Raw genomic sequence first — 23,593 nt, 5'->3', positions numbered from 1 at the left:
CCTCAAGGCAGGCCGGTAGAAAACTCGCCTGGTGACGGTCGGCAGCCTCGACAAAACGTCCCATCTGGCACCTCCGAAGCAGTGCCAGATCATACCATAATCAAGGGTTTTCACACAGCCTCGGGTGGGAAGCGGTCTGTCCGTTCTTGGCGCCGCCCTGGCGGAAAGCAGCCATTCGGCCTGCAGATTAGGCTGCGACGTGCAAGCAGGCATGACTTGCCGAGTCTGCAAAGACGTTCCATGAAGTTAAGCGATGCAAACGTGAAATTGGGGTGACAACTGTCGACCCTTTGCAGACGCTTTTAGCGCCAGAATGACCGGGGCGAGAAATGGCCATCAAGAAGCGCATTAAGAACCTGAGCAAACTAACCCGTGAACTCCTCGCTGAAGGGGAAAGCGGACGCTCCGACTTCAAACGCTCACCCGGCGGGATCAGCGCCGACGATCTTGTGGCTTTTGCCAACTCTGAAGGCGGTGGCCATATCTTGGCCGGCGTCGACGAACAGGTGGTCGCAAACGCTCAAGTCGGCGTTGTCCGCGGCTGTGATGTCAGCGATGCGACGATCCTTCAGGTGCTGAACAAGGCAGTCAGCTGTATTCCGCCAGTCTCGATCGATATTTACATCGAGAACTTGGAAGACAAGCCGATCCTCAGGATAGAGGTGCCGCCGAGCCAGACGAAACCGCACTGTACGCCGAAAGGAATCTATTGCCGGCGCGATGGAGCACGCAACCGTCCCCTTCATCCCAGTGAGTTGCTGAGACTTTTCCTCGATAGCGAAGCGAGTGCCTTTGCTGCCCGTTTCGAGGTCGCGGCCGACCGCATGACTGAAGAGCTCGGTAATCTCGAGTCATCGCTTGATAGTAGCATCAAGAGCATGTCCGACCAGCTCGGTTGGGCAGACTATCAGCTCGGTGATACCGAAAGCACGCTCAGCGCCATACAGGGGCTGGTCGCCAAATTGACTGCGGATACGAGCGATGTCAATTTCAGCTCCGCACGCTCTTTCGTCAGGACAAGCGGGAAGATCCGGTCCGGCAGCAATCCCGCACGACGTACGTCAACAAGCTCATTCAGCAAATCAGAGAAGACGAAGCGCTCTTCAAACATGTCGTTCGGGGCGGCAAACTGAACCCTTCGAAGCCCCAGCCGGCTGACAGCGACATTACTGACGACGATGCTAAGTTGCTTCTCAAAATTGCGACCAATCACGTCCACGATACGGAACGCGACAAGATGTACGAGATCGTGGTCAAGACCCCGAAAAGTTGCAGCGATGACGAACTCGATCAGTTTTCTGCAAAGGTCGCGGAAGGTGGCGAAGTGGCAGACGGCGTACGTGGCCGAGTGCAGCGAGCTTTCCGTCTCGGTTTCATCATCCACAAAGAGAGGGTGGTAGGCACCGCGGCGTTTAAAAAAACCGCGGCAGGATACCGGTCCAAGGTGTTTGCAAATGCGAAGAGCGGACTAGACCCCAAAGGATTTCCCTACGAGTTGGGCTGGATATTCCTCGACGTCGATCACCGTAAGAAGGGCCAGATGACGCGGCTCCTCAAGGAGCTTTTCCCTACCGTCAAAGGAGCTGCTCTGTTTGCTACGACGCGCACGTCAAACGACGTTATGCAAGAAATGCTGGTCCAGTTGAAATTCGAGCAAAGTGGTACCGATTACAAGTCCGCGCAGAACCCCGAGGAAACGCTGAAACTCTATGTTCAGCCCGCTACGAGCGGCGGCGGAACCACTGCGTGACCTGGTTACTACTCGCGACGGCTATCACGCCGAGATCTTTGATGCCGAAGAGGTAGTCTAGCTCCTCTTCGCCGTTCGCAATGGTGGCGAACGTCGATAGCGCTCGGTTGAAACCCGCGTAGGGCATAGCTTTTGGTCAGTACCCGACCTCAGCTATCGTCCGTGCTTGAACCTGGTCCCAATTACCGCCTTTGGGAAATCGAAAGGGCTGCGCCAACGACCCCTACGGGGTCGGGAGCGGCCGCTTCAGTGGTGCACGAAAATCGCCAGCCCTATCGCGTTTGGGGGCGAACGTTGCGCTGTCTCATCCTCCCAGGAGGGCGAAGGCCGCGATGCTTCAGTGCGCGGGATCAGTTGCGCGCTGCCAGTTTCAACGCCAGCGCCTGCAACATCATGATCGTCTTGCCGTCATTGATCTCGCCGCTGCCGATCATCTCCAGCGCCTGCTCCAGCTGCAGTTCGAACACTTCGATATCCTCGCCCTCGGCCGTCAGCCCGCCGCCGGCGCTGACTTGCTGGCCCGGCGTATAATTTCCCAGGAAACAGGCGCATTTTTCGGTCAGCGAGCCGGGGCTCATATAGGCGTCGAACAGAAACACCATGGCATCGGGCTCGTAGCCGGTTTCCTCGATGGCCTCGCGACGGGCGGCGATGGCCGGGGCTTCGCCATCGAGCAGGCCGGCCGGCGCCTCGATCAGCCAGGCCGGGTCGCCATTGAGATGCACCGGCAGGCGGAACTGCCGCGTCAGGATGATGGTGCCTTGCGCCGGCGCATAAAGCAGCACGGCGGCGGCGCTGCCATGGTCATAGACCTCGCGCTGCACGGTCTGGCTGCTGCCGTCGCGACGGGCATGGGTCACGTCATAACGGTCGAGCCGGCCCCAGTCATGCGCCAGTGGGGTGACGCTATTGATGGTGATATCCTGGGTCATGGCGGCTCCTTATAGAGAGTACCACTATGCCGCGCTTGGCCCCTGCCAGACAAGCGCCAGCACAATAGCAGCATGCTGAAAGAAAACTGCGGGCAAACCGGCAGCATGCTGGCGGGGGTCCGGTCCGTCGCTCCGCGAACATGTCGTGCGCCATACGAACAAAGTGCGGTGTGCGCCAAAAGTTGGAGGCGGGAGGCGCTTTCCCGCTTTGATTTTGTAACCTTTGGGGGCTAGAAGTCTCGAACCATTCCAAACTGTGAGCGGCTCAGCCGCATGCCAGCGAGGCTCCATGACGGTTCGATCCCGCCCGCTTTCTCCGCATCTGCAAATCTACCGCTGGACCATCACGATGACGATGTCGATCGCGCATCGGGCCACCGGCATCGCGCTTTACGCCGGCACCGTGCTGCTGGTGCTGTGGCTCGGCGCTGCCGCGTCCAGCCAGGAAATGCTCAACACTATCAACGCTGTCTATGGCAGCTGGTTCGGCCAATTGGTGCTGTTCGGCTTCACCTGGGCGCTGTTCCACCACATGCTGGGCGGCCTGCGCCACTTCATCTGGGATTTCATCATCGGCATGGAGCCGGGGCAGCGCGAAATGCTGGCCTGGGCCAATCTGGTGGGTTCCATCGTCCTGACCCTGGTGGTCTGGACCGTTTTCGTCTGGATGGCATGATGCGCGAAACCGTCATTACCGGCGACATGGTCGCCAATCCCAAAACCAAATATGGCAACGCCAAAGCCTCGACCCGCCATTTCATCACCCAGCGGGTGACCGGGGCGATCAACATCGTCTTCATCGGCTTTTTGGTGTTTGTCGTCATTCGCTTGGCCGGGCAGGACCGGCCCGACATGGTCGCCACGCTGGGCAATGCCTGGATCGGCTTGCCGCTGGCGGCGCTGCTGGCGGTGGTCACCATTCACATGCGCAACGGCATGCGCGACACGCTGGAAGACTATTTTTCCGGCAGTCTCTATCGCCTGCTGATGCTGCTCAACACGCTGTTTTGCATCATCATCGCGGTGGCGGGAATCGCTGCCATTCTCAAGCTCGTCTTCTGGGGTTAAGCCTGATGGCCAAATACGAACTCATCGACCACGAATTCGACGTGGTCGTGGTTGGCGCCGGTGGCGCGGGCCTGCGCGCCACTCTCGGCATGGCCGAGCAGGGCTTCAACACCGCCTGCATCACCAAGGTCTTCCCCACCCGCAGCCACACCGTGGCAGCGCAGGGCGGCATTGCCGCCTCGCTGCAGAATATGGGGCCGGACAGCTGGAAGTGGCACATGTACGACACCGTCAAGGGGTCGGACTGGCTGGGCGATAATGACGCCATGGAATATCTGGCCCGCGAAGCCCCGGCGGCGATCTATGAGCTGGAGCATTACGGCGTGCCGTTCTCCCGCACCCAGGAAGGCAAGATCTACCAGCGCCCGTTTGGCGGCCACATGACCGAGTTTGGCGAAGGCCCGCCGGTGCAGCGCACCTGCGCCGCCGCCGACCGCACCGGCCACGCCATCCTGCACACGCTGTATGGCCAGAGCCTCAAGCACAATGCGCAGTTCTTCATCGAATATTTCGCGCTCGACCTGATCATGGGCGAGGACGGCTCCTGCCAGGGCGTCATCGCCTGGAAGCTCGATGATGGCACGCTGCACCGGTTCCGTTCCAAGCAAGTGGTGCTGGCCACCGGCGGCTATGGCCGCTCCTATTTCTCGGCGACTTCGGCCCATACCTGCACCGGCGACGGTAATGGCATGGTCGCCCGCGCCGGCCTGCCGCTGCAGGATATGGAATTCGTGCAGTTCCACCCCACCGGCATTTATGGCGCCGGCGTGCTGATTACCGAGGGCGCGCGCGGCGAGGGCGGCTATCTGACCAATTCGGAAGGCGAGCGCTTCATGGAGCGCTATGCCCCCAATGCCAAGGATCTGGCGTCGCGCGACGTCGTCTCCCGCTGCATGACGCTGGAAATCCGCGAAGGCCGCGGCGTCGGTCCCAAGAAGGACCATATCCATCTGCACCTCGATCATCTCGATCCCAAAGTGCTGCATGAGCGCCTGCCGGGCATCACCGAAAGCGCCAAGATTTTCGCCGGCGTCGACCTGACCCGCGAGCCGATCCCGGTGCTGCCGACGGTGCACTATAATATGGGCGGCATCCCCGCCAATTATCATGGCGAAGTGCTCAATCCGACGCCGGAAAACCCCGAGGCCATCGTGCCCGGCCTGATGGCCGTGGGTGAAGCCGCCTGTGCCTCGGTGCATGGCGCCAACCGTCTCGGTTCCAATTCGCTGACCGATCTGGTGGTGTTTGGCCGCGCCGCCGCCTTGCGGGGCGGTGCGGTGATGGACCGCGCGGCCCCGATCCCGGGCATCAACACGGCGCAGGACGAAAAAATCCTCGCCCGCTTCGATCGCCTGCGCAACGCCTCCGGCTCGCGCCCGACCGCTGAAATCCGCGACGCCATGCAGCATACCATGCAGGCCGATGCCGCCGTGTTCCGCACCTCGGACTCGCTGCAGGCCGGTGTGGCCGGCATGACCGAGATCTATGGCCAGCTCAAGGATGTGCAGGTCAGCGACCGCTCGCTGATCTGGAACAGTGATCTGGTGGAAACCCTCGAGCTGGAAAACCTGATGGTCAACGCCATGACCACGGTGGTTTCGGCCGAGGCGCGCCACGAATCGCGCGGCGCCCACGCCCATGAAGACTATCCGAGCCGCGACGACGAGAACTGGCGCAAGCACACGCTGAGCTGGATCGATATCGACACCGGCGCGGTCAAGCTCGGCTACCGTCCGGTGCGGGTCGATCCGCTGACCCCGGAAAGCGAAGGCGGCATCGACCTCAAGAAGATCGCTCCCAAGGCGCGCGTTTACTGATGCGCGCAGCGGCGGGATATTCGGGCACGCCCCTGGCACAGAAGCTGGGGATGCAGGACGGCAGCCGCGCGCTGTTCGTCGACCTGCCCGCAGCTTTGGCCGATCTCGCCACCGCCCGCGCCTTTGCCGAAGTCTCCAGCATCGCTGCCGGCCAAATCGGCAGCGTTGGACGCGGCTATGATTATGTGCATCTGTTCGCTTCCGCCCGCGCCGTGCTGGAAGCGCTGGCGCAACCCTTGATGAACCTGATCGCCCGCGATGGCATGATCTGGGTGAGCTGGCCGAAAAGGGCTGCCAAAGTGGTCACCGACATCACCGAGGATGTGATCCGCGCCGTGGTGCTGCCGCTCGGGCTGGTCGATGTGAAAGTCTGCGCCGTGGACCAGACCTGGTCCGGCCTCAAACTGGTCATTCGCAAGGAATTGAGATGAAAATTCTTGCCGCCCTTGTCCCGTTGCTGCTGCTCACCGTGCCGGCGCTGGCCGCGCCGAGTGCGGCGCAGAAGCAGGAATTCTACAGCGTCTGCATGGGCATCGCCCAGAATGATGCTTTGTGCAGCTGCAAGGCTGATGCGGCGATGACGCTGATCGACGAGCGCTTCATGGGGGTGGTGATCACCTCGATGAAGGGCGGCGCGCCCGGCGAGGGCGATTTCAAGGCCTATAACGCTTACGTCGCCAAATCGAACCAGGTGTGCAAGCCGAACTATTGATCGGCATTGCGCACACCACCCACTGATCAGACGAAATTCGGTGCCGGTTGAGCGGCACATAGAAAGAGGACCCGACCCATGGTCGAACTGATGCTCCCCAAGGCCGATCGGCCGACCAAGGGCAAGACCTGGCCCAAGCCGGCTGCTGCCAAGCGGCTGCGCGAGTATCACATCTATCGCTATGATCCCGACCAGAACGCCAATCCGCGCATCGACACCTATTTCGTCGATCTCGACGATTGCGGCCCGATGATTCTGGATGGTCTGTTGTGGATCAAGAACAAGGTCGATCCCACGCTGACGCTGCGCCGCAGCTGCCGCGAAGGCATTTGCGGCTCGTGCTCGATGAATATCAACGGGCTCAACACGCTGGCCTGCACCAAGGGCATGGATGACTCCAGCGGCCCGATCAAGATCTACCCGCTGCCGCATATGCCGGTGGTCAAGGATCTGGTGCCCGATCTCAGCCTGTTCTACGCCCAGCACCGCGCCATCGAACCCTGGCTCAAGACCACATCGCCAACGCCCGAAAAGGAATGGCGCCAGTCGGTGCCCGAGCGCGCCAAGCTCGACGGGCTTTATGAGTGCATTCTATGCGCCTGCTGCTCGACCTCGTGCCCGAGCTATTGGTGGAATGGCGAGAAATATCTCGGCCCGGCAGCCTTGCTGCAGGCCTATCGCTGGCTGATCGACTCGCGCGACGAGACCACCCAGGAGCGTCTCGACGACCTGGAAGACCCGTTCAAGCTGTATCGCTGCCACACCATCATGAACTGCGCCAAGGTCTGCCCCAAGGGGCTGAACCCGGCCAAGGCCATCGCCGAAATCAAGAAGATGATGGTCGAGCGCAAGGCGGCCTGAGAGCCCATCTGTCTCATCCACCGGGTCCATCCTCCCCCTTGCGGGGGGAGAGCGAGATAGGAGCTAGCCCTTGCTAACTCCGTGATCGAGCCGGGAGGGGGCGAGAGCCACGACCATCCGGGCCAATCCACCCCCACCCTTGATCCCTCCCCGCAAGGGGGAGGGTGTCGACTGCGAACGCAGCGCCCCCTTACGTCGCTTCAGAGATCAGCATGATGGTGCCAGCCTCGTAATTGGCCTGGCAGTCGGCGCTGTCATGCTTGAGGTCGCTATCGAGCAGCACATTGGCGGCGCCGGGGCCTTCGAAGCGCGGGTCGTCGCATTGCTCGTCATCGGAATAGCTCGAGCTGTTGTCGCCGAAGTCGATATGGCTGCTGTCATAGGGCGCGCCGGCCAGATAGGCCGGGGAATAGACCGTGCGGATGCTCACCCGGCCCTCGGCTTCCAGCGCCTTGCAGTCGGTGGCGTCGCCGGCCAGATCGTCGGTCAGCAGCTTCTTGTTGGTGCCTTCGCCCATGAAGCGCGGATCATCGCATTCGCCGTCATTGGCCCAGTCGCTCCAGTCCCCGCCATAGTCGAAGGCCGGGATGGCCTTGGCGGCGCTGGCGCCATCAAAGCTGGCGGTGCCGGCGGCGACGGCCGCTTTGCAATCGGTGGCGTCATGGCCCAGATCGGCGTCGAGCAATTCGCTGGCAACGCCGCTCCCCGAGAAGCGCGGGTCGTCGCATTCGCCGTCCTTGGCCCACTCGCTGCTGTCATCGCCATAATCGATGGCATCGGGGGCGGTGTCGCCAACATAGCGCACGCTGCCGGCCTCATAGGCGGCGCGGCAATCACTGGCGTCCTTGCGCAGATCGGCATCGACCAGCTCGACCGCCGAGCCGGCGCCGACAAAGCGGGGGTCGTCGCATTCGCCATCATGGGTCCAGGCGCCGCTATCGTCGCCGAAATCAATCGCCGCAGCATTGGCGTCGGCCTTGAGCGTCACCGTGCCGGCCTCGAACGCGGCGCGGCAGTCACTGGCGTCCTTGAGCAGATCGGCATCGACGAGCTCGACGGCCACGCCGGCGCCGGTGAAGCGGGGGTCGTCGCATTCCCCGTCATGGGTCCAGTCGCCGCTGTCATCGCCGAAGTCGATATCGCCGGTACTGACGGCGGCGGCGGGGGTCTTCTTGTTGACGGGGGCTTGCGCCATGGCCGGGGCGGCCGCGCCAATGGCCAGCAGCAGAATCAATGCTGCGCCGCCGAGGCGTTGGTGGAATGCGTTCATCGGTTGTCCCTTCCCAGATGTCTGCCGCCAGTGGTGGCTGCAGATTACAGCGGCTTTGCGGCGGCCAAAAGCCACCAATGAAAGATTTAGCCGAGCGCGGCGCGGCCCCGCCTTTCGGCCCGCGTGAACAGCACCGAGCCGACCAGCACCAGCGCCGTACCAATGCCATGATAGAGCGTAAACGGTTCGGACAACACGATAACGGCAAAGATGATGGTCACCACCGGCCCGAAGGCGGCGGTGGACGAGGTGGCCCGCGCCCCGATTCGCGCCATGCCGGCATTCATCAGAAAGCTCGGCAGCACGGTGCCGAGCAGGCCCAGCGCCAGCCCATACCCCCACAGCTCGGGCGCCAGCGTCAGATAGCTCTGCGGCCCGGCGATGATCAGGTTCTGCGCGATGGCGCAGATGGCGGCGGTCGACATGGCAATGCAGGTGAACAGGCCCGAGCCCAGCACCAGCATCTGCCGCTTGGCCAGATGCTGATACAGCGCAAAGGTAATGGCCGAGCCCAGCACCAGCAGCGTGCCGAGCACCAGCCCGTCGGGGTCGACGGCCAGGTTCCAGCCAAAGATCACCAGCAAGCCGGCATAGCTGACCGCCATGGCCGGCACCACGCCCCAGATCATGCGATCGCCAAACAGCCAGACGCCGAACAGCACCACGAAAAACGGATAGGTGAACAGCACCAGCCGTTCATATTGGGCGGTGAGGTAATTGAGGCCCAAAAAGTCGAGATAGCTGGACAGATAATAGCCCAGAATGCCCACAGCCATGCTGGTGAGGACCACTTTGGGCGTCAGCGCCGCCCGCCATTGATCCCCGCGCCGCAGGATGGTGAGCAAAATCACCAGATAGACCGGCAGCGCCACCAGCATGCGCAGGCTGAGCAGCATTTCCGTGGTGACGCCATAGCCATAGGCGAGCTTGATGAAGATGCCCTTGGTGGAAAACAGAATCGCGCCGGCCACGGCCAGGCCATAGCCGATGGCGTCGCTGGGGGCAGGGGCGGTTTTGCTGGAGAGGCTCATGGAGGTCCTTGAGGGAGCCCGCCATGCCAGTCACCGACCGCCAGTGGCGGGCCGGAGCGACGAAGGGCTGGATCTCAGCGCGATGCAGCGCCAAGACAGGCATGCGAAATTGATAGCCAACCGATTCTGGCCGTGCAAGGCGGCTTGCCCCTAATCCGTTCGGCCACCCCATCAGCCGCGCGGATGGGCCTTGCGGTAGCTCTCCAGCAGGTGGTCGGTATCAACGGCGGTGTAGATCTGGGTGGTGGAGAGGCTGGCATGGCCCAGCAGCTCCTGAATCGCGCGTAGATCGCCACCGCGACCCAGCAGATGGGTGGCAAAGGAATGCCGCAGCGCATGTGGCGTGGCCGAAGGCGGCAGCCCCAACGCACTGCGCAATTGCACCACGCGCAACTGGATCAGCCGGGGCGACAGCACCCCGCCCTTGACCCCGCGAAACAGCGGCTCCTCGGGCCAGGATTTGAACGGGGTCAGTTCCAGATAGAGCGCGATGGCCTGGCGCACTGGCGCAATCAGCGGCACCAGCCGGATTTTGCCCCCCTTGCCGGTGACCCGCAGGGCTTCGCCTTCGAGGTCGCCCTTGGTCAGCGCCAGGGCTTCGGAAATACGCAGGCCGGCGCCATAGCACAGCGACAGCACCGCCATATCGCGGGCGGCGACCCAGGGGCGCTCTTCCATCTCTTCAACGCTGGTAATGGTTTGCCGCGCTTCCAGCACCGTCAGTGCCTTGGGCAGGGATTTGGGCAGCTTGGGGGTGCGGATGACGTTGAGCGCCTCGCTGGTCACCACGCCCTCGCGTTCGAGATAGCGGAAAAAGCTCTTGAGCGCCGACAGCACCCGCGCCAGCGAGCGCGAGCCCAGGCTCTCGCTGCGGCGCAGCGCCATGAAGGCCCTGATATCGGCGCCGCGCAATTCCTTGAGCGTCAGCAGTCCAACCGGCCCGCCGGCATGCCCGGCCAGAAACGACAGGAACTGGTCGACATCGCGGCTATAGGCTTCCAGCGTATTGGCTGACAGCCGGCGCACCGAGCCCAGCTCACGCTGCCAGCCGGCTAGCTGGGCGCGCAGGAATTCATCACTGGCAAAGGCGGAATCGACCATCAGCGCAGTCTCCCCCGGCATGGTAAACCCATCCTTAACCGCCGGTCTGTCATGGTATTTTCTGTAACGGAGGCAGTATCATGGCGATTTCACCAAGCATCTACCGGCTGGGCACCGGTCTGGTTGTTCTGGCCATGCTGACATCCGGCGTCATGGCGCAGTCATCCGACTATTGGGATAGCGATTACTGGGGCAACCCCCAGGGCGTCAGCCAGCCCTCGACGCCTGACCATCTGGTGCGGTTCGATGCCAGCATTGGCGCGTTGTTCCTCGAAGGCAATGAAAAGGTGCTGAACGGGAATTACACCGTCAGCCATTTGATCTGGCAGACCAAGGCGCCGGTGCTGCGCGGTAGTCTCGACATCAATTTTGGCAGCGGCTTCAGCGCCCGTGCCGAGGGCAGCGTTGCCGGCTTCGGCAGCAGCTATATGGAAGATTATGACTGGCTGGGCGGCAGCGACCTATTCGACAACTGGACACATCGCAGTCAGCATTCCGATACGACCCTTGACCATTATGTCACCGGCGCGGCCTCGCTGGGCTATGAGCTGGCCCGCGACGGCACGGCGGTGGTGCGGGCGCATGGCGGCTTCAAATATACCGATGTGCAGTGGTCCTCGCGCGGCGGCAGCTTCATCTATAGCGATCTCGGCTTCCGCGATTGGGTGGGCAGTTTTGCCGATGGCGACCCGGCGATCAGCTATCGCCAGCAATTTCCCGAGCTGTTCCTGGGCGTCGATGGCGATGAGCATTACGGCAATTTCCGCGTCGGCGGGCTGCTGCGTGGCGGGCTGACCTTCCTGTCGCGCACCACCGACCGCCACCATATGCGCAATCTGAGCGTTCTCGACGACCTCTGGGTGGCGCCCACCGTCACCGCCGGCGTCGACCTCGGCTGGGCGCTGGGCCGCAATGCCGAGCTGACGCTGGCGGCGCGCTACGACCATATTTTCGAGCAGCGCGGCGCCGCCAACTACTATTACGACACGCCCGCCGATGGGAGTAATCTCAGCCTGCCGGAAGGCGCGGGCGGCGGGTTGCGCAGCGCCGAAATCACCGCCGGTCTCAAGGGCCTGTTTTGAATGGTGGCGGATTTGCGGCGGTTTGAGGTCGATTTGACGATTCATGTGGCTTGTCTGCACCACTGCACGCCCTGCGCGTGGCTTGAGGCCACACGCCGACGTGAGCGGCCTTCCGTGTAACCGGACGTTGCGATAAGGCGGAGACATGAAGCGGCTGATCCACATTATTGTCCTGACCCTTGCCCTGCTGGGCCTGACGGCCCCTGGCCTGCTGGCCGAGACCTCGGTCAGCCATTGTGCGCGTGGGGCGATCTGGTCCCACAGCCCAGCCGTGGTCGGGGTGCCGGCGCCGCTCGAAATGTCGAGCCTGACCGCGCCGATCAGAACCTCGGTCTGTCCCGACCACGCCATTGTGGCCACGACCGCCTTGCCCAGCGCCCTCTGGCGCGGGCCGTTGCCGGCGCTGACCGGCAGCATATTGCCGCCGCCGCAGGTGCTGGCGGAAGCCGAGCTGCCGCCCCCAAGAGGGCAGTAGCGGCGCAAGTTCTCCATTCCCCCTTCCTTACGGCCGCTCCGGCCGCATTCTCGAGTTTTTGACATGACCAGTATCGCCCTTGGCCGCCGCCAGTTTATGGCCGGCGCCGCCAGTCTTTCTGCCCTGGCTCTCGCCGGCTGCGCCTCCACCACGCCGCGCGTCGTTACCCCGCCCGGTCCGGTTCGCCACGAAGTTCCTGCCGATGTGCAGCTGATGTATGGCCCGGTCTATACCGAGCCGTTCCCGCTGCGCGCCGCTGATATGTCGCTGGTTGATCCGCTGTATTGGCGCCAGCAGGTGATCGATCCGACCGGCGAAAAGCCCGGCACGGTGATCGTCGATACCCCCAACCGCTTCCTCTATCACGTGCATGATGATGGCATGGCGACCCGCTATGGCGTCGGCATCGGCCGTGACGGCTATGCCTGGTCGGGCCGCGCCCATATCGCCTACAAGCGCAGCTGGCCCCGCTGGACCCCGCCCTCCGAGATGATCGATCGGCAGCCCGAGCTGGAGCAGTATCGCTACGGCATGGAAGCCAGCGTCGACAATCCGCTCGGTGCGCGCACGCTCTATATCCACCAGGGCAATGTCGATACCATCTATCGCATCCACGGCAATCCCGACGAGCGCGCCATCGGCAAGGCGATATCGAGCGGTTGCGTGCGCCTGCTGCAGCAGGACATCATCCATTTGCATGATCAGGTGCGGACCGGCTCGACGCTCGTCGTCATCTGACGGCGAGCCACGGCAGAATCACTTGCGCTCGGGCTGTAGCAATGCGAACAGACCGGGTACAGATGGAACAGCGTCCGGACATCGTCGCCGTCATGGTGGGGGTCGCCGTCGAGGGCCCCTACAGCTACCGTATCCCGCCCGGCATGGTGGTGACGCGGGGCTCGATCGTGGCCGTGCCGCTGGGCCCGCGCCTGACGCTGGGCGTGGTCTGGGGCCCGCCCAAGGAGATGGTGGCGCATAATCGGCTGCGCGATATCGCCCAGGCCTATGAACTGCCGCCGCTTAGCGAAGAATTGCTCAAACTGGTCGATTGGGTGGCGCGCTATACGCTGGCCCCGCCCGGCCAGGTGCTGCGCGCCGTGCTGCGCTCGACCGAGGCGCTCGATACCCCGAGGCCGGTCATCGCCTATCGCCGGACCGGGTTTGAGCCGGAAAAGCTGACCCCGGCGCGGTTGCGCGTGCTCGATACCATGATGGACGACGTGGCCTGGCCCAAGGCGGCGCTGATCGGCGCCACCGGCGTCTCGCCCTCGGTGATCGAGGGGCTGGAGCGGGCCGGCGCGGTCGAACGGCTGGAAATGCCGCCGCCACCGGTGGTGCTGCCGCCCGATCCCGATGGCGCCATTGCCACGCTGTCGCCGGGCCAGCAACAGGCGCTGGACCAGATCGCGGCGCTGGACGTCAATCAGTTCGGCGTGGCGCTGCTCGATGGCGTCACCGGCAGCGGCAAGACCGAAGTGTTTTTCGAGGCGGTCGCCGAGACGCTGCGGGCCGGACGGCAGGCGCTGATTCTGCTGCCGGAAATCGCCCTGACCAATACCTTCATCGCCCGCTTCACCAAACGCTTCGGCACGAAGCCCGCCGAATGGCATTCCGACATGACGCCGCTGCAACGGGCCAAGGTCTGGCGCGGCGTGCTCGACGGCACGGTACGCGCCGTGGTCGGGGCCCGCTCCGCGCTGTTCCTGCCGTTTCGCGAGTTGGGCCTGCTGGTGCTCGATGAAGAGCATGACGGCGCCTACAAGCAATCCGAAGGGGTCAATTACCACGCCCGCGACATGGCGGTGGTGCGGGCGCATCTGGCCGGCGCGCGGGTCATCCTCTCCTCGGCGACGCCCTCGGTGGAAACCCGCAACAATGCCAATATTGGCCGCTACGCCCATGTGCTGCTGACGTCGCGCTTTGCCGAAGCGGCGATGCCCAATATCACCGCCGTCGACATGCGCATCGACGGGCCGGAAAAGGGCGAATGGATCGCGCCGGTGCTGGCGCGCGAAATCTTCGCGGCGCTGGATCGCGGGGAGCAGGCGCTGTTGTTCCTCAACCGGCGCGGCTATGCGCCACTGACTTTGTGCCGCTCCTGCGGTCACCAATATCAATGCCCCGATTGCTCGGCCTGGATGGTCGAGCATCGCTTTCGCGGCGTGCTGATGTGCCATCACTGCGGCCATGAAGTGCGCACCCCAAAAACCTGCGGCCAATGCGGCGACACCGAAAGTCTGGTGGCAGTCGGCCCGGGCATCGAACGGGTAGCCGAAGAGGCGGCTCTGCGCTTCCCCGACGCGCGGCGGGTGGTGCTGAGTTCGGACATGGGCAGCAATGCGCAATTGCGCGAGCGATTCTCCGAAATCGAGCGCGGCGAATTCGATCTGATCATCGGGACGCAACTGGTGTCCAAGGGCCACCATTTCGAAAAACTGTCGGTGGTGGGCGTGCTCGACGCCGATCTGGGCCTCGCCCATGGCGACCCCCGCGCCGCCGAAAAGACCTTCCAGATTTTGACCCAGGTGGCCGGCCGGGCCGGGCGCGCCTCGCAACATGGCAAGGCGTTCCTGCAGACCTATCATCCCGACCATGCGGTGATGAAGGCCATGGTCAGCGGCGACCGCGAGGCGTTTTACGCCCACGAATTGGCCGCGCGCGAGTCGGGCGGGCTACCGCCCTTCGGGCGATTGGCGGCGCTGATCGTCTCGGCCAATGAGCATGCGGTGGCGATGGGCTTTGCCAAGCAGCTGCTCTCGGCCGCGCCAATGGCCGACGGCGTGCGGCTGTTCGGCCCCGCCGACGCCCCGGTCGCCATGGTCCGCGGCCGCCACCGGGTGCGGCTGTTGGCCCAGTCGGGCAAGGATTTTGACCTCTCCGGCTATGTTCGCTTCTGGCTCGGCTCGGCCGAAAAAATCACCGGAAATCTGCGCGTCCAGGTCGATATCGACCCGATCAGTTTCATGTAGAGTTATTGTATATACAAAAATTGACGCCGGCTGGCTGACGGATTATATTGAGGGGGCTCGATGGAATTCGAATGGGACGACGCCAAGAACCGCTTGAACCTCGAAAAGCACGCGGTCGGTTTCGATGCGGTACGTGATTTCGTGTGGAATGACGCCATCATCGAGGCGGATATTCGCCGCGACTATGGCGAGGAGCGCTTCATTGCCCGTGGTTTTTCCGGCGATGGACAGGGCTACCACATCGTTTTCACTATTCGCGCCGACAAAATCCGCGTCATCAGCATGCGGCGGTTCAGCAGAAAGGACTATTCCCGCTATGGAGCGTGATCCCAACAGCACTGGCGCAATGGCTGCCACGAAACGAATCTACGGCGTGCCCGATGACGACATGCCGGAACTGACCGAAGAGGCCATGCGCCGGTCGGTCCCAGCCCAAAAATTCTTTGCCGAGCGCGGCCTGCCGCTGCCCGGGCGCCCAAAGGCCGCCGCGACCAAGATCTCGATCAGCCTCCGGCTCGACCCCGAAGTGGTGTCCGGCTTCAAGGCCGGCGGCCCCGGCTGGCAGACCAGAATGAACGCCGTTTTGGCCGAAAGCCTCAAGCGCGACAAGAAACCGGTGTAAGCCAAACCACCCTGCGACACTTTCGCCGCATTTGAATCGGGTCCCCAAGCCTTGCAAGCCGCGGGAAGCGTGTGCTAGAGCGGGCCGGACTTTGAAGGGGTCTCCGGATGTCCCCTTTCCCAAACCAGAACAAGCGTCGGCAACCGCCCGGTTTCCCAAGAGAAATTAGGTGGCGGAGCAGGCAGGCAACCAAGAGGGTGTAGCGGCATTGGCAGCGCAGAATTCAGTGCTTACCCAGATCGCCCGGCCATATGCGTCGGCACTGTTCGACCTCGCTGAAAGCGAGAACCAATTGGCATCGGTGGAGACGTCGCTATCCGACGTCTCGCGCCTGATCGGTGAAAGCGCCGACTTCTCGCGCTTCCTGCGGTCGCCGGTCATCACCGCCGACACCAAGGCCACGACGCTTGATGCGTTGCTCGCCAAGGCTGCGGTCAATCCGCTGGTCGGCAATTTCCTGCGCCTCGTCGCCAAGAATGGCCGGCTGTTTGCGCTCGATACGATCATCGTCGGCTTCCGCGAACTGGCCGCCCAGGCCCGGGGCGAAGTGACCGCCGACGTGACTTCGGCGGCGCCGCTGAGTGCCGACCAGGCCAAGGCGCTGGCCGAAACGCTCAAGGCGAAAATCGGCAAGACCGTTACGCTCAACCAATTCGTCGATCCGTCGCTGATTGGCGGCCTTCAGGTGAAGGTCGGCAGCCAGATGATCGACAGCTCACTCAAGACAAAACTCGCTGCGATGAAGATCGCCATGAAAGAGGTCGGATAATGGACATCAAAGCCGCGGAAATCTCTGCGATCCTCAAGGACCAGATCAAGAATTTCGGCCAGGAAGCCCAGGTTTCCGAAGTCGGTCAGGTGCTCTCCGTCGGTGACGGTATCGCCCGCGTCTACGGCCTCGACAATGTGCAGGCCGGTGAGCTCGTCGAGTTCCCGGGCGGCGTCAAGGGCATGGCCCTCAATCTCGAAACCGACAATGTCGGCGTCGTGATTTTCGGCAATGACCGCGCCATCAAGGAAGGCGACGTCGTCAAGCGCACCGGTTCCATCGTGGACACCCCGGTCGGCATGGGCCTGCTCGGCCGCGTGGTCGACGGTCTGGGTAACCCGATCGACGGCAAGGGCCCGATCGAGCATACCGAACGCCGCCGCGTTGACGTCAAGGCGCCTGGCATTCTGCCGCGCAAGTCGGTGCATGAGCCGATGTCGACGGGCCTCAAGTCCATCGACGCGCTGATCCCGATCGGCCGTGGCCAGCGCGAGCTGATCATTGGTGACCGCCAGACCGGCAAGTCCGCCATCATTCTCGACACCTTCCTCAACCAGAAGGCTGCGCACGACGCCAACGCGTCGAACACCGAGAAGCTGTATTGCATCTATGTCGCCATCGGCCAGAAGCGCTCGACCGTGGCGCAGTTCGCCCGTCAGCTCGAAGAAGCCGGCGCGCTGCAGTATTCGGTGATCATTGCCGCAACCGCCTCCGATCCGGCGCCGCTGCAGTACATCGCGCCCTTCACCGGTTGCGCCATCGGCGAATTCTTCCGCGACAATGGCATGCATGCCGTGATCGCCTATGACGATCTGACCAAGCAGGCCGTGGCTTACCGCCAGATGTCCCTGCTGCTGCGTCGTCCGCCCGGCCGCGAAGCCTATCCCGGCGACGTGTTCTACCTGCATAGCCGTCTGCTGGAGCGCGCTGCCAAGCTGAACGAAGACCACGGTCTGGGTTCGCTCACGGCGCTGCCGGTCATCGAGACCCAGGCCAACGACGTGTCCGCCTATATTCCGACCAACGTGATTTCGATCACCGACGGCCAGATCTTCCTTGAGACCAATTTGTTCTTCCAGGGCATTCGCCCGGCAGTGAACGTCGGTCTGTCGGTGAGCCGCGTGGGCTCGGCCGCTCAGGTCAAGGCGATGAAGCAGGTGGCCGGCTCGCTCAAGGGCGAACTGTCCCAGTATCGTGAAATGGCGGCCTTCGCCCAGTTCGGCTCGGACCTCGACGCCGCCACCCAGCGCCTGCTGAACCGTGGTGCCCGTCTGACCGAGCTGCTGAAGCAGCCCCAGTTCTCCCCGCTCAAGATGGAAGAGCAGGTTGCGGTGATCTTTGCCGGCGCCAATGGCTATCTCGACAGCATTCCGGTCAGCAAGGTCGGCGACTTCGAGAAGACGGTGTTGTCGGCGCTGCGTGGCAAATATGCTGCGCTGCTCGCCACCATCGCCAGCGAGAAGGCCCTGAGCGACGATTCTCGTGCTCAGCTCAAGGCTGCTCTCGATGACGTCAAGAAGACCTACGCGGCTTAAGGCCATCATGGAGGCGACAAGCCCATGGCTTCGCTAAAGGACCTCAAGAACCGGATCGACTCGGTCAAATCGACCCAGAAGATCACCAAGGCCATGCAGATGGTCGCGGCGGCTAAACTCCGTCGCGCCCAGGAAGCAGCCGAAGCGGCGCGTCCCTATGCTGAACGCATGGGCAAGGTGCTCACCGCTCTCGGCGCGGTCTATGACGGTCAGGAAAATGCGCCGGTGCTGCTTGGCGGTACCGGCAAGGATCAGGTGCATCTGCTGGTGGTCGCCACTGGTGAGCGCGGTCTGGCCGGCGGGTTCAACTCGTCGATCGCCCGTCTCGCCCGTGAGCATGCCGCCAAGCTCATGAGCCAGGGCAAGACGGTCAAGCTGTTGACGGTGGGCCGCAAGGGCCACGACATCCTGCGCCGCCAGTATCCCGACAACATCGTCGACACCTTCAATTTCCGCGAAATCAAGCAGGTCGGGTTCACCCAGGCCCAGCAGGTTGCGGACAAGGTGCTGGCCATGTTCAACGCCGGCGAGTTCGACGTGGCGACGCTGTTTTTCGCCAAGTTCGGTTCGGTGATCAGCCAGGTGCCGACGGCCCAGCAGCTGATTCCGGCCAAGCTGGAAAAACTCGAGGGTGAAGGCGCTGCTGAAGCGTCGGCCGTGCCCTATGAATACGAGCCGAGCGAAGAAGCCATCGTTGAAGACCTGCTGCCGCGCAACATCTCGGTGCAGATCCTCAAGGCCCTCCTCGAAAACTCGGCCTCGTTCTATGGCGCGCAGATGTCCGCAATGGACAATGCGACGCGGAACGCCGGCGAAATGATCGGCCAGTTGCAGCTGAGCTACAACCGTCAGCGCCAGGCCCAGATCACCACAGAACTCATCGAAATCATTGCGGGCGCGGAAGCGCTCTAAGCGAAGGACAAACAAATGGCAGAGAAAAAGGCCGGTCGTGTATCGCAGGTCATCGGTGCCGTCGTGGACGTCGTGTTCGACGGCCACCTGCCCGCGATCCTGAACGCACTCGAAACCACCAATAACGGCCAGCGCCTCGTGCTGGAAGTGGCGCAGCATCTTGGCGAAAACGCCGTGCGCACCATCGCCATGGATACCACTGAAGGCCTCGTGCGCGGCGCCGAAGTGATCGATCTGGGCACCGCCATCCGCGTGCCGGTTGGTGAAGCGACCCTGGGCCGCATCATGAACGTCATCGGCGAGCCGATCGACGAAGCTGGTCCGATCGGTGAAACCGAACGCCGCGAAATCCACCAGGAAGCTCCGAGCTTTGCCGAGCAGAACCCGGAAAGCCAGGTTCTGGTCACCGGCATCAAGGTGGTGGACCTGATCGCGCCTTACGCGCGTGGTGGTAAGATTGGCCTGATGGGCGGCGCCGGCGTTGGCAAGACCGTTCTGATCCAGGAACTGATCAACAACGTCGCCAAGGCGCATGGTGGTTATTCGGTGTTTGCCGGCGTGGGTGAGCGCACCCGCGAAGGCAACGATTTGTATCACGAAATGATCGAATCGGGCGTGAACAAGAACCCGGCGGACAATAACGGTTCTGCCGCTGGCTCCAAGTGCGCGCTGGTGTTCGGCCAGATGAACGAGCCCCCTGGTGCCCGTGCCCGTGTGGCGCTGACCGGTCTGACCGTTGCGGAAAACTTCCGTGACCAGGGCCAGGACGTGCTGTTCTTCGTCGACAACATCTTCCGCTTTACCCAGGCCGGCGCCGAAATGTCGGCTCTGCTGGGCCGCATCCCCTCCGCTGTGGGTTACCAGCCGACGCTGGCGACCGACATGGGGCAGATGCAGGAACGTATCACCACCACGAACAAGGGCTCGATCACTTCGGTGCAGGCCGTGTACGTGCCCGCCGACGACTTGACCGACCCGGCGCCGGCGACCTCGTTCGCCCACTTTGACGCCGTGACCGTGCTGAACCGCGCTATCTCGGAAAAGGGTATTTACCCGGCCGTGGATCCGCTGGCTTCCAACTCGCGTATTCTCGATGCGAACGTGGTTGGCCAGGAGCACTACGACGTGGCTCGCCGCGTGCAGGAAGTGCTGCAGAAGTACAAGGCGCTGCAGGACATCATTGCCATTCTGGGCATGGACGAGCTGTCGGAAGAAGACAAGCTGGTCGTGGCCCGCGCCCGTAAGGTTGAGCGCTTCATGAGCCAGCCCTTCGACGTGGCTGAAGTGTTCACCGGCACGCCGGGCGTGTTCGTGGCGCTGGAAGACACCATCAAGGGCTTCAAGGGCCTGGTGGCTGGCGAGTATGATCACCTGCCGGAAGCTGCTTTCTACATGGTCGGCACCATCGAAGATGCCGTCAAGAAGGCGCAGAAGCTGGCCGCTCAGGCCGCTTAATTTTGCAAACTGGGCTCGCCGCTTGCGGCGAGCCTGATGCATGGACCCGGGTTTCGGGTTCTTTCCGCTAAGGGACCAAAAAAATGGCTGATGGCCTCAAGATCGAGATCGTGTCGCCCGAGCGGCTGGTGCTGTCGGAAGTCGTGACCTCGGTCACCGTGCCGGGCAGTGAGGGCTACTTCACCGTGATGGCCGACCACGCGCCGTTCATGACGACGCTGCGCGCCGGCTTCATCACCGTGCATGGCCTGAATAACCGCGACGAGATTTTCTTCGTCCAGGGCGGCTTTGCCGACGTGTCGTTCGAAGGCCTGACCATTCTGGCTGAGCGTTCGGTGCCGTTCACTGATTTCGATCAGGCCGACCTGGCCGCGCAGATCAAGGCTGCCGAAGCCGAACTGGCTGCCGCGCCGACGCCGGAAGACAAATCCTACGCTCAGGAAATCGTCAGCGCATTGCTGAACCTGGCCATGGAAGCCGGCCAGATCGACGGCGGTCACATCCACTAAACCCGCCTCGACCCAACAAATTGTCAAAAGCCCGCGAACTCAGCTTCGCGGGCTTTTGTCATTTTGATCAGTCGTGACAATAGTATAGCCGCCATGATCTTGGGCTGGGTCTTTCACCGGCCAATCAATTTGCAGATCATCAACACTCGCTTAAGACAATATACGCAGTCTCTGGCCGGATAAGTACCGCGCGCCCAGAAGGGTGTGGGTCATTGGAGCCACAGAATGGGTTCTTTGCTCGGCAATATCCGTTTGACCTTTGCCATCGCCGCGATGGCGATCTGTTCCATTACCCTGGCGATTGGCGCCGTATTGCTGGGGCTGTTTATCAGCCTGTCCAATACCGCCAGCGACAATGCCGAGCATGAGGTGACCAGCGCCACGCGCATTGCCGCAGAAATTCTGCAGGTCAATTTGCCGAGCCTGGAAATCGCCTCCGACGAGGCCGGCGATGTCGCCGGGCTGACCATGCGCTCGATGCCGCGCTTCCGCAGCCATGACGTGGTCGACACCATTGCCCGGGTCGCCGGGCAGGATGCCACCATCTATGTCTACGACGTCGAGGTCGGGCCTGATTTAACCGTCGGCACCACGAGCCTGCTGCAGGCCGATGGCGAACGCCTGCTCGATGCCCCCATCCTGGCCGGCACCCCGCTCTTCGACGCCATGCTGGCCAACACCCAGTTGCGCGCCGAGGACGTCATCCAGGGCGTCGGCTATTTCACCCTCTACCAGCCCATCGCCATGGCTGACGGTACCGTCATCGGCGCGATGCAAATTGCCGTCGCTCGCGCGCCGATCGAGGCCGTGGTCGGGCGTAATATCACCATGCTGCTGGCTGTCGGCGGCGCCGCGCTGCTGATCATCGGCATCATGGCGCTGCTGCTGTCGCGCCTGCTGACAAGGCCGATCCCCCGCATCTCCGCGGTGATGAGCGCCATCGCCGAGGGCGATCTGGCGACGCCGGTGCCCTACACGCAGGGGCGCAACGAAATCGGCGCCATGGCCCGGGCGGTGGAAGTGTTCCGCGCCAATGCGGCGCGCGTCGCCGAGCTGGGCGAAGAAACCAATCGCCATCTGGTCGCCGCTGCCGATCATACCGGCCAGCTCAATGCCATCTCGATGTCGCAGATGGTGGCCGAGTTCAGCCTGACCGGCGAGGTGCTGACCGCCAACGACCATTTCCTGCATCTGCTCGGCTATGAGCTGTCGGCCATTGCCGGCCGCCCCAATGCGCTGTTCCTGTTCGATACCGATCCCAATGCGACGGACTACCGCCAGTTCTGGCGCGATCTGGCGCAGGGTGAGTTCAAAAGCGGCGAGTATCGCCGCCGCACCCATGATGGTCGCGAAATCTGGATTCAGAGCACCTTCAACCCGATCCTGGGCCTCGATGGCGTGCCCTACAAGGTGGTGCAGTTCGCCACCGAGGTCACCGCCCGCCGCCAGACCGTTGCGGCCGTTGGCGCCGGGCTGGCCCAGCTTGCCGAGGGCAATCTGACCGGCACCATCGACACGCCGTTCCCGCCCGAATTCGAAGCCCTGCGCGAGGCGCTCAACGGCACGGTGACGCGCTTCGCCGATGTCGTCGGCCAGCTCCGCGCCACCTCGCGCTCGCTCAAGGTCGCCACCGGCGAAATCCTCTCCGGCGCCAATGACCTTTCCGAGCGCACCACACGGCAGGCCGCCACCATCGAGGAAACCAGCGCCGCCATGGATACGCTGGCCGACACCGTCGCCACCAATGCGCGGATGGCCGTCGACGCCGCCGGCAAGGCGCTGGCGGTCTCCCATTCCGCCGCCGAGAGCGGCACCGTAATGGCCAAGGCCAACGAAGCCATGGAGCGCATCACCACCAGCTCGGGCAAGATCTCCAACATCATCGGGTTGATCGACGACATCGCCTTCCAGACCAACTTGTTGGCCTTGAATGCTTCGGTGGAAGCGGCGCGGGCCGGCGACGCCGGCAAGGGCTTTGCCGTGGTCGCCGTCGAAGTCCGCCGACTGGCCCAATCGGCCGCCAGCGCCTCGGCCGACGTCAAGGCCTTGGTGGAACAGTCGGCCAGTGAGGTCAGGGGCGGCTCGCTGCTGGTGTCGGATGCCGCGACCCGTCTCGCTGCCATGCAGGAGGCGGTGCAGCAGAACAGCGCGCTGGTGGAAGCCATCGCCAAGGCCAGCGGCGAACAGGCCGCCGCCATCGACGAAGTCTCCACCGCCGTCCGCACGCTGGACGAAATGACCCAGCACAATGCGGCGCTGGTCGAAGAAACCAACGCTGCCATCGAGCAAACCGAAGCCCAGGCCCAGACGCTCGATCGCATCGTCGATATTTTTGTCATCGAAGAGCGCCGCGCAAATCCGGCGCGCGCGCCCGGCGAACGCCGCGTCGCCTAGGCGCAGCAGAAAACCGCAGGCAAACCACCAGCATGCTGCCAGCCAATGCTGCCTCCGCCAACAGCGTCAGCGGGGCAAACGCTCGTTGATTTTCAATGGGTTGGTGCAGCGCTCAACGGGCTATTGCCGAGCGCGCTGCGCAAGCAAAAACCGCCATTTCTGTCCGGATTCGACGCTTAAAGCCCACCCAAAATACGGGCCGACTGGCGGTGCACGTAGTCGCCGCAAACCAGGCTCCGTTCCCTGCTAACGCCGAATTACAGGGATTATTGGAGAATGCTGACGAATTCACCCTCGTTGCGTCCCGGCCAAGTAGCGGCAGTGCCAAT

24 protein-coding genes are annotated in these 23,593 nt (G+C 63.0%); 20 read left to right on the top strand and 4 right to left on the bottom strand.

What is annotated here, in order from left to right; genetic code table 11:
- The first annotated feature begins 329 nt into the window (after nt 1–329).
- Together ACX3OZ_RS19865 and ACX3OZ_RS19860 are read left to right on the top strand one after the other, a co-directional pair.
- The gene (locus ACX3OZ_RS19865) at nt 330–1,133 is read left to right on the top strand and encodes an AlbA family DNA-binding domain-containing protein (protein WP_459093986.1); all 804 of its coding nucleotides are present in this window, start codon (nt 330–332) and stop codon (nt 1,131–1,133) included.
- A 53-nt stretch (nt 1,134–1,186) separates the two neighbouring features.
- Complete coding sequence (locus tag ACX3OZ_RS19860) at nt 1,187–1,750, top strand: hypothetical protein (RefSeq protein WP_459093985.1); 564 nt, start codon at nt 1,187–1,189, stop codon at nt 1,748–1,750.
- A 350-nt stretch (nt 1,751–2,100) separates the two neighbouring features.
- Here ACX3OZ_RS19860 and ACX3OZ_RS19855 read toward each other — a convergent pair whose 3' ends face one another.
- Nucleotides 2,101–2,682, bottom strand: coding sequence for an NUDIX domain-containing protein (locus ACX3OZ_RS19855; protein ID WP_459093984.1), 582 nt, complete (start codon nt 2,680–2,682; stop codon nt 2,101–2,103).
- A gap of 289 nt (nt 2,683–2,971) precedes the next feature.
- Here ACX3OZ_RS19855 and sdhC point away from each other — a divergent pair, with 289 nt between their 5' ends.
- From sdhC to ACX3OZ_RS19825, 6 genes are all read left to right on the top strand, one after another.
- Nucleotides 2,972–3,358 (top strand): succinate dehydrogenase, cytochrome b556 subunit, encoded by a 387-nt coding sequence (gene sdhC, locus ACX3OZ_RS19850; protein ID WP_459093983.1) that lies wholly within the window; start codon nt 2,972–2,974, stop codon nt 3,356–3,358.
- Nucleotides 3,358–3,750, top strand: coding sequence for a succinate dehydrogenase, hydrophobic membrane anchor protein (gene sdhD, locus ACX3OZ_RS19845; protein WP_459093982.1), 393 nt, complete (start codon nt 3,358–3,360; stop codon nt 3,748–3,750). Before sdhC ends, sdhD begins: the two co-directional genes overlap by 1 nt.
- A gap of 5 nt (nt 3,751–3,755) precedes the next feature.
- Nucleotides 3,756–5,567, top strand: a complete 1,812-nt coding sequence (gene sdhA / locus ACX3OZ_RS19840; protein WP_459105350.1) for a succinate dehydrogenase flavoprotein subunit — start codon at nt 3,756–3,758, stop codon at nt 5,565–5,567.
- Entirely contained in the window at nt 5,567–5,998 is a 432-nt protein-coding gene (locus ACX3OZ_RS19835; RefSeq protein WP_459105349.1) for a DUF3052 domain-containing protein, read from the top strand. The genes sdhA and ACX3OZ_RS19835 overlap by 1 nt, the downstream gene beginning before the upstream one ends.
- Nucleotides 5,995–6,279, top strand: coding sequence for a hypothetical protein (locus tag ACX3OZ_RS19830; RefSeq protein ID WP_459105348.1), 285 nt, complete (start codon nt 5,995–5,997; stop codon nt 6,277–6,279). The genes ACX3OZ_RS19835 and ACX3OZ_RS19830 overlap by 4 nt, the downstream gene beginning before the upstream one ends.
- Nucleotides 6,280–6,357: 78 nt before the next feature.
- Nucleotides 6,358–7,140, top strand: a complete 783-nt coding sequence (locus tag ACX3OZ_RS19825) for a succinate dehydrogenase iron-sulfur subunit (protein ID WP_459105347.1) — start codon at nt 6,358–6,360, stop codon at nt 7,138–7,140.
- 190 nt (nt 7,141–7,330) lie between these two features.
- Here ACX3OZ_RS19825 and ACX3OZ_RS19820 read toward each other — a convergent pair whose 3' ends face one another.
- The 3 genes from ACX3OZ_RS19820 to ACX3OZ_RS19810 all read right to left on the bottom strand — a co-directional run bounded on the left by ACX3OZ_RS19820 (nt 7,331) and on the right by ACX3OZ_RS19810 (nt 10,563).
- Complete coding sequence (locus ACX3OZ_RS19820; RefSeq protein ID WP_459105346.1) at nt 7,331–8,410, bottom strand: hypothetical protein; 1,080 nt, start codon at nt 8,408–8,410, stop codon at nt 7,331–7,333.
- 86 nt (nt 8,411–8,496) lie between these two features.
- Nucleotides 8,497–9,441, bottom strand: coding sequence for a DMT family transporter (locus tag ACX3OZ_RS19815; protein ID WP_459105345.1), 945 nt, complete (start codon nt 9,439–9,441; stop codon nt 8,497–8,499).
- Between the two features lie 171 nt (nt 9,442–9,612).
- Entirely contained in the window at nt 9,613–10,563 is a 951-nt protein-coding gene (locus ACX3OZ_RS19810) for a tyrosine recombinase XerC (RefSeq protein ID WP_459105344.1), read from the bottom strand.
- A gap of 59 nt (nt 10,564–10,622) precedes the next feature.
- Between ACX3OZ_RS19810 and ACX3OZ_RS19805 the strand changes: the two genes are divergently transcribed.
- From ACX3OZ_RS19805 to ACX3OZ_RS19750, 12 genes are all read left to right on the top strand, one after another.
- A complete protein-coding gene (locus ACX3OZ_RS19805) occupies nt 10,623–11,624 on the top strand; it encodes an omptin family outer membrane protease (protein ID WP_459105343.1) in 1,002 nt (333 codons plus the stop codon).
- Nucleotides 11,625–11,769: 145 nt separating this feature from the next.
- Complete coding sequence (locus ACX3OZ_RS19800) at nt 11,770–12,099, top strand: hypothetical protein (protein WP_459093973.1); 330 nt, start codon at nt 11,770–11,772, stop codon at nt 12,097–12,099.
- A gap of 63 nt (nt 12,100–12,162) precedes the next feature.
- On the top strand, nt 12,163–12,837 hold the full coding sequence (locus ACX3OZ_RS19795) for a L,D-transpeptidase (protein ID WP_459093972.1): 675 nt from the start codon (nt 12,163–12,165) through the stop codon (nt 12,835–12,837).
- 62 nt (nt 12,838–12,899) lie between these two features.
- Nucleotides 12,900–15,068: a primosomal protein N' gene (locus ACX3OZ_RS19790; protein ID WP_459093971.1), complete on the top strand. Its 2,169-nt coding sequence runs from the start codon at nt 12,900–12,902 to the stop codon at nt 15,066–15,068.
- Nucleotides 15,069–15,128: 60 nt separating this feature from the next.
- Nucleotides 15,129–15,395 carry a BrnT family toxin gene (locus ACX3OZ_RS19785; RefSeq protein WP_459093970.1) on the top strand — a complete coding sequence of 89 codons (267 nt, stop codon included), beginning with the start codon at nt 15,129–15,131 and terminating at the stop codon, nt 15,393–15,395.
- A gap of 19 nt (nt 15,396–15,414) precedes the next feature.
- Complete coding sequence (locus tag ACX3OZ_RS19780; protein WP_459093969.1) at nt 15,415–15,690, top strand: BrnA antitoxin family protein; 276 nt, start codon at nt 15,415–15,417, stop codon at nt 15,688–15,690.
- 169 nt (nt 15,691–15,859) lie between these two features.
- Nucleotides 15,860–16,459, top strand: coding sequence for a F0F1 ATP synthase subunit delta (locus ACX3OZ_RS19775; protein ID WP_459093968.1), 600 nt, complete (start codon nt 15,860–15,862; stop codon nt 16,457–16,459).
- Nucleotides 16,459–17,994, top strand: a complete 1,536-nt coding sequence (gene atpA, locus ACX3OZ_RS19770; protein WP_459093967.1) for a F0F1 ATP synthase subunit alpha — start codon at nt 16,459–16,461, stop codon at nt 17,992–17,994. Before ACX3OZ_RS19775 ends, atpA begins: the two co-directional genes overlap by 1 nt.
- 24 nt (nt 17,995–18,018) lie before the next feature.
- Nucleotides 18,019–18,906: a F0F1 ATP synthase subunit gamma gene (locus tag ACX3OZ_RS19765; protein ID WP_459093966.1), complete on the top strand. Its 888-nt coding sequence runs from the start codon at nt 18,019–18,021 to the stop codon at nt 18,904–18,906.
- Nucleotides 18,907–18,921: 15 nt separating this feature from the next.
- Entirely contained in the window at nt 18,922–20,361 is a 1,440-nt protein-coding gene (gene atpD / locus ACX3OZ_RS19760; protein ID WP_459093965.1) for a F0F1 ATP synthase subunit beta, read from the top strand.
- A gap of 83 nt (nt 20,362–20,444) precedes the next feature.
- The gene (locus ACX3OZ_RS19755) at nt 20,445–20,870 is read left to right on the top strand and encodes a F0F1 ATP synthase subunit epsilon (protein ID WP_459093964.1); all 426 of its coding nucleotides are present in this window, start codon (nt 20,445–20,447) and stop codon (nt 20,868–20,870) included.
- Between the two features lie 225 nt (nt 20,871–21,095).
- Nucleotides 21,096–23,264: a methyl-accepting chemotaxis protein gene (locus ACX3OZ_RS19750; RefSeq protein ID WP_459105342.1), complete on the top strand. Its 2,169-nt coding sequence runs from the start codon at nt 21,096–21,098 to the stop codon at nt 23,262–23,264.
- Nucleotides 23,265–23,593 lie beyond the last annotated feature (329 nt).

The sequence above is a fragment of the Devosia sp. A369 genome (genome assembly GCF_054489345.1).
This window is presented reverse-complemented; position numbering and strand designations above follow the sequence as displayed.

What these genes read in the sequence shown, in the direction of transcription:
- ACX3OZ_RS19790 (WP_459093971.1), top strand. Translation starts at nt 12,900, where the DNA reads ATGGAACAGCGTCCGGACATCGTCGCCGTCATGGTGGGGGTCGCCGTC.
- sdhD (WP_459093982.1), top strand. Translation starts at nt 3,358, where the DNA reads ATGCGCGAAACCGTCATTACCGGCGACATGGTCGCCAATCCCAAAACC.
- ACX3OZ_RS19800 (WP_459093973.1), top strand. Translation starts at nt 11,770, where the DNA reads ATGAAGCGGCTGATCCACATTATTGTCCTGACCCTTGCCCTGCTGGGC.
- ACX3OZ_RS19765 (WP_459093966.1), top strand. Translation starts at nt 18,019, where the DNA reads ATGGCTTCGCTAAAGGACCTCAAGAACCGGATCGACTCGGTCAAATCG.
- ACX3OZ_RS19755 (WP_459093964.1), top strand. Translation starts at nt 20,445, where the DNA reads ATGGCTGATGGCCTCAAGATCGAGATCGTGTCGCCCGAGCGGCTGGTG.
- ACX3OZ_RS19805 (WP_459105343.1), top strand. Translation starts at nt 10,623, where the DNA reads ATGGCGATTTCACCAAGCATCTACCGGCTGGGCACCGGTCTGGTTGTT.
- sdhA (WP_459105350.1), top strand. Translation starts at nt 3,756, where the DNA reads ATGGCCAAATACGAACTCATCGACCACGAATTCGACGTGGTCGTGGTT.
- ACX3OZ_RS19855 (WP_459093984.1), bottom strand. Translation starts at nt 2,682, where the DNA reads ATGACCCAGGATATCACCATCAATAGCGTCACCCCACTGGCGCATGAC.
- ACX3OZ_RS19825 (WP_459105347.1), top strand. Translation starts at nt 6,358, where the DNA reads ATGGTCGAACTGATGCTCCCCAAGGCCGATCGGCCGACCAAGGGCAAG.
- ACX3OZ_RS19835 (WP_459105349.1), top strand. Translation starts at nt 5,567, where the DNA reads ATGCGCGCAGCGGCGGGATATTCGGGCACGCCCCTGGCACAGAAGCTG.
- atpD (WP_459093965.1), top strand. Translation starts at nt 18,922, where the DNA reads ATGGCAGAGAAAAAGGCCGGTCGTGTATCGCAGGTCATCGGTGCCGTC.
- ACX3OZ_RS19830 (WP_459105348.1), top strand. Translation starts at nt 5,995, where the DNA reads ATGAAAATTCTTGCCGCCCTTGTCCCGTTGCTGCTGCTCACCGTGCCG.
- ACX3OZ_RS19820 (WP_459105346.1), bottom strand. Translation starts at nt 8,410, where the DNA reads ATGAACGCATTCCACCAACGCCTCGGCGGCGCAGCATTGATTCTGCTG.
- ACX3OZ_RS19750 (WP_459105342.1), top strand. Translation starts at nt 21,096, where the DNA reads ATGGGTTCTTTGCTCGGCAATATCCGTTTGACCTTTGCCATCGCCGCG.
- ACX3OZ_RS19795 (WP_459093972.1), top strand. Translation starts at nt 12,163, where the DNA reads ATGACCAGTATCGCCCTTGGCCGCCGCCAGTTTATGGCCGGCGCCGCC.
- atpA (WP_459093967.1), top strand. Translation starts at nt 16,459, where the DNA reads ATGGACATCAAAGCCGCGGAAATCTCTGCGATCCTCAAGGACCAGATC.
- ACX3OZ_RS19785 (WP_459093970.1), top strand. Translation starts at nt 15,129, where the DNA reads ATGGAATTCGAATGGGACGACGCCAAGAACCGCTTGAACCTCGAAAAG.
- sdhC (WP_459093983.1), top strand. Translation starts at nt 2,972, where the DNA reads ATGACGGTTCGATCCCGCCCGCTTTCTCCGCATCTGCAAATCTACCGC.
- ACX3OZ_RS19865 (WP_459093986.1), top strand. Translation starts at nt 330, where the DNA reads ATGGCCATCAAGAAGCGCATTAAGAACCTGAGCAAACTAACCCGTGAA.
- ACX3OZ_RS19810 (WP_459105344.1), bottom strand. Translation starts at nt 10,563, where the DNA reads ATGCCGGGGGAGACTGCGCTGATGGTCGATTCCGCCTTTGCCAGTGAT.
- ACX3OZ_RS19780 (WP_459093969.1), top strand. Translation starts at nt 15,415, where the DNA reads ATGGCTGCCACGAAACGAATCTACGGCGTGCCCGATGACGACATGCCG.
- ACX3OZ_RS19815 (WP_459105345.1), bottom strand. Translation starts at nt 9,441, where the DNA reads ATGAGCCTCTCCAGCAAAACCGCCCCTGCCCCCAGCGACGCCATCGGC.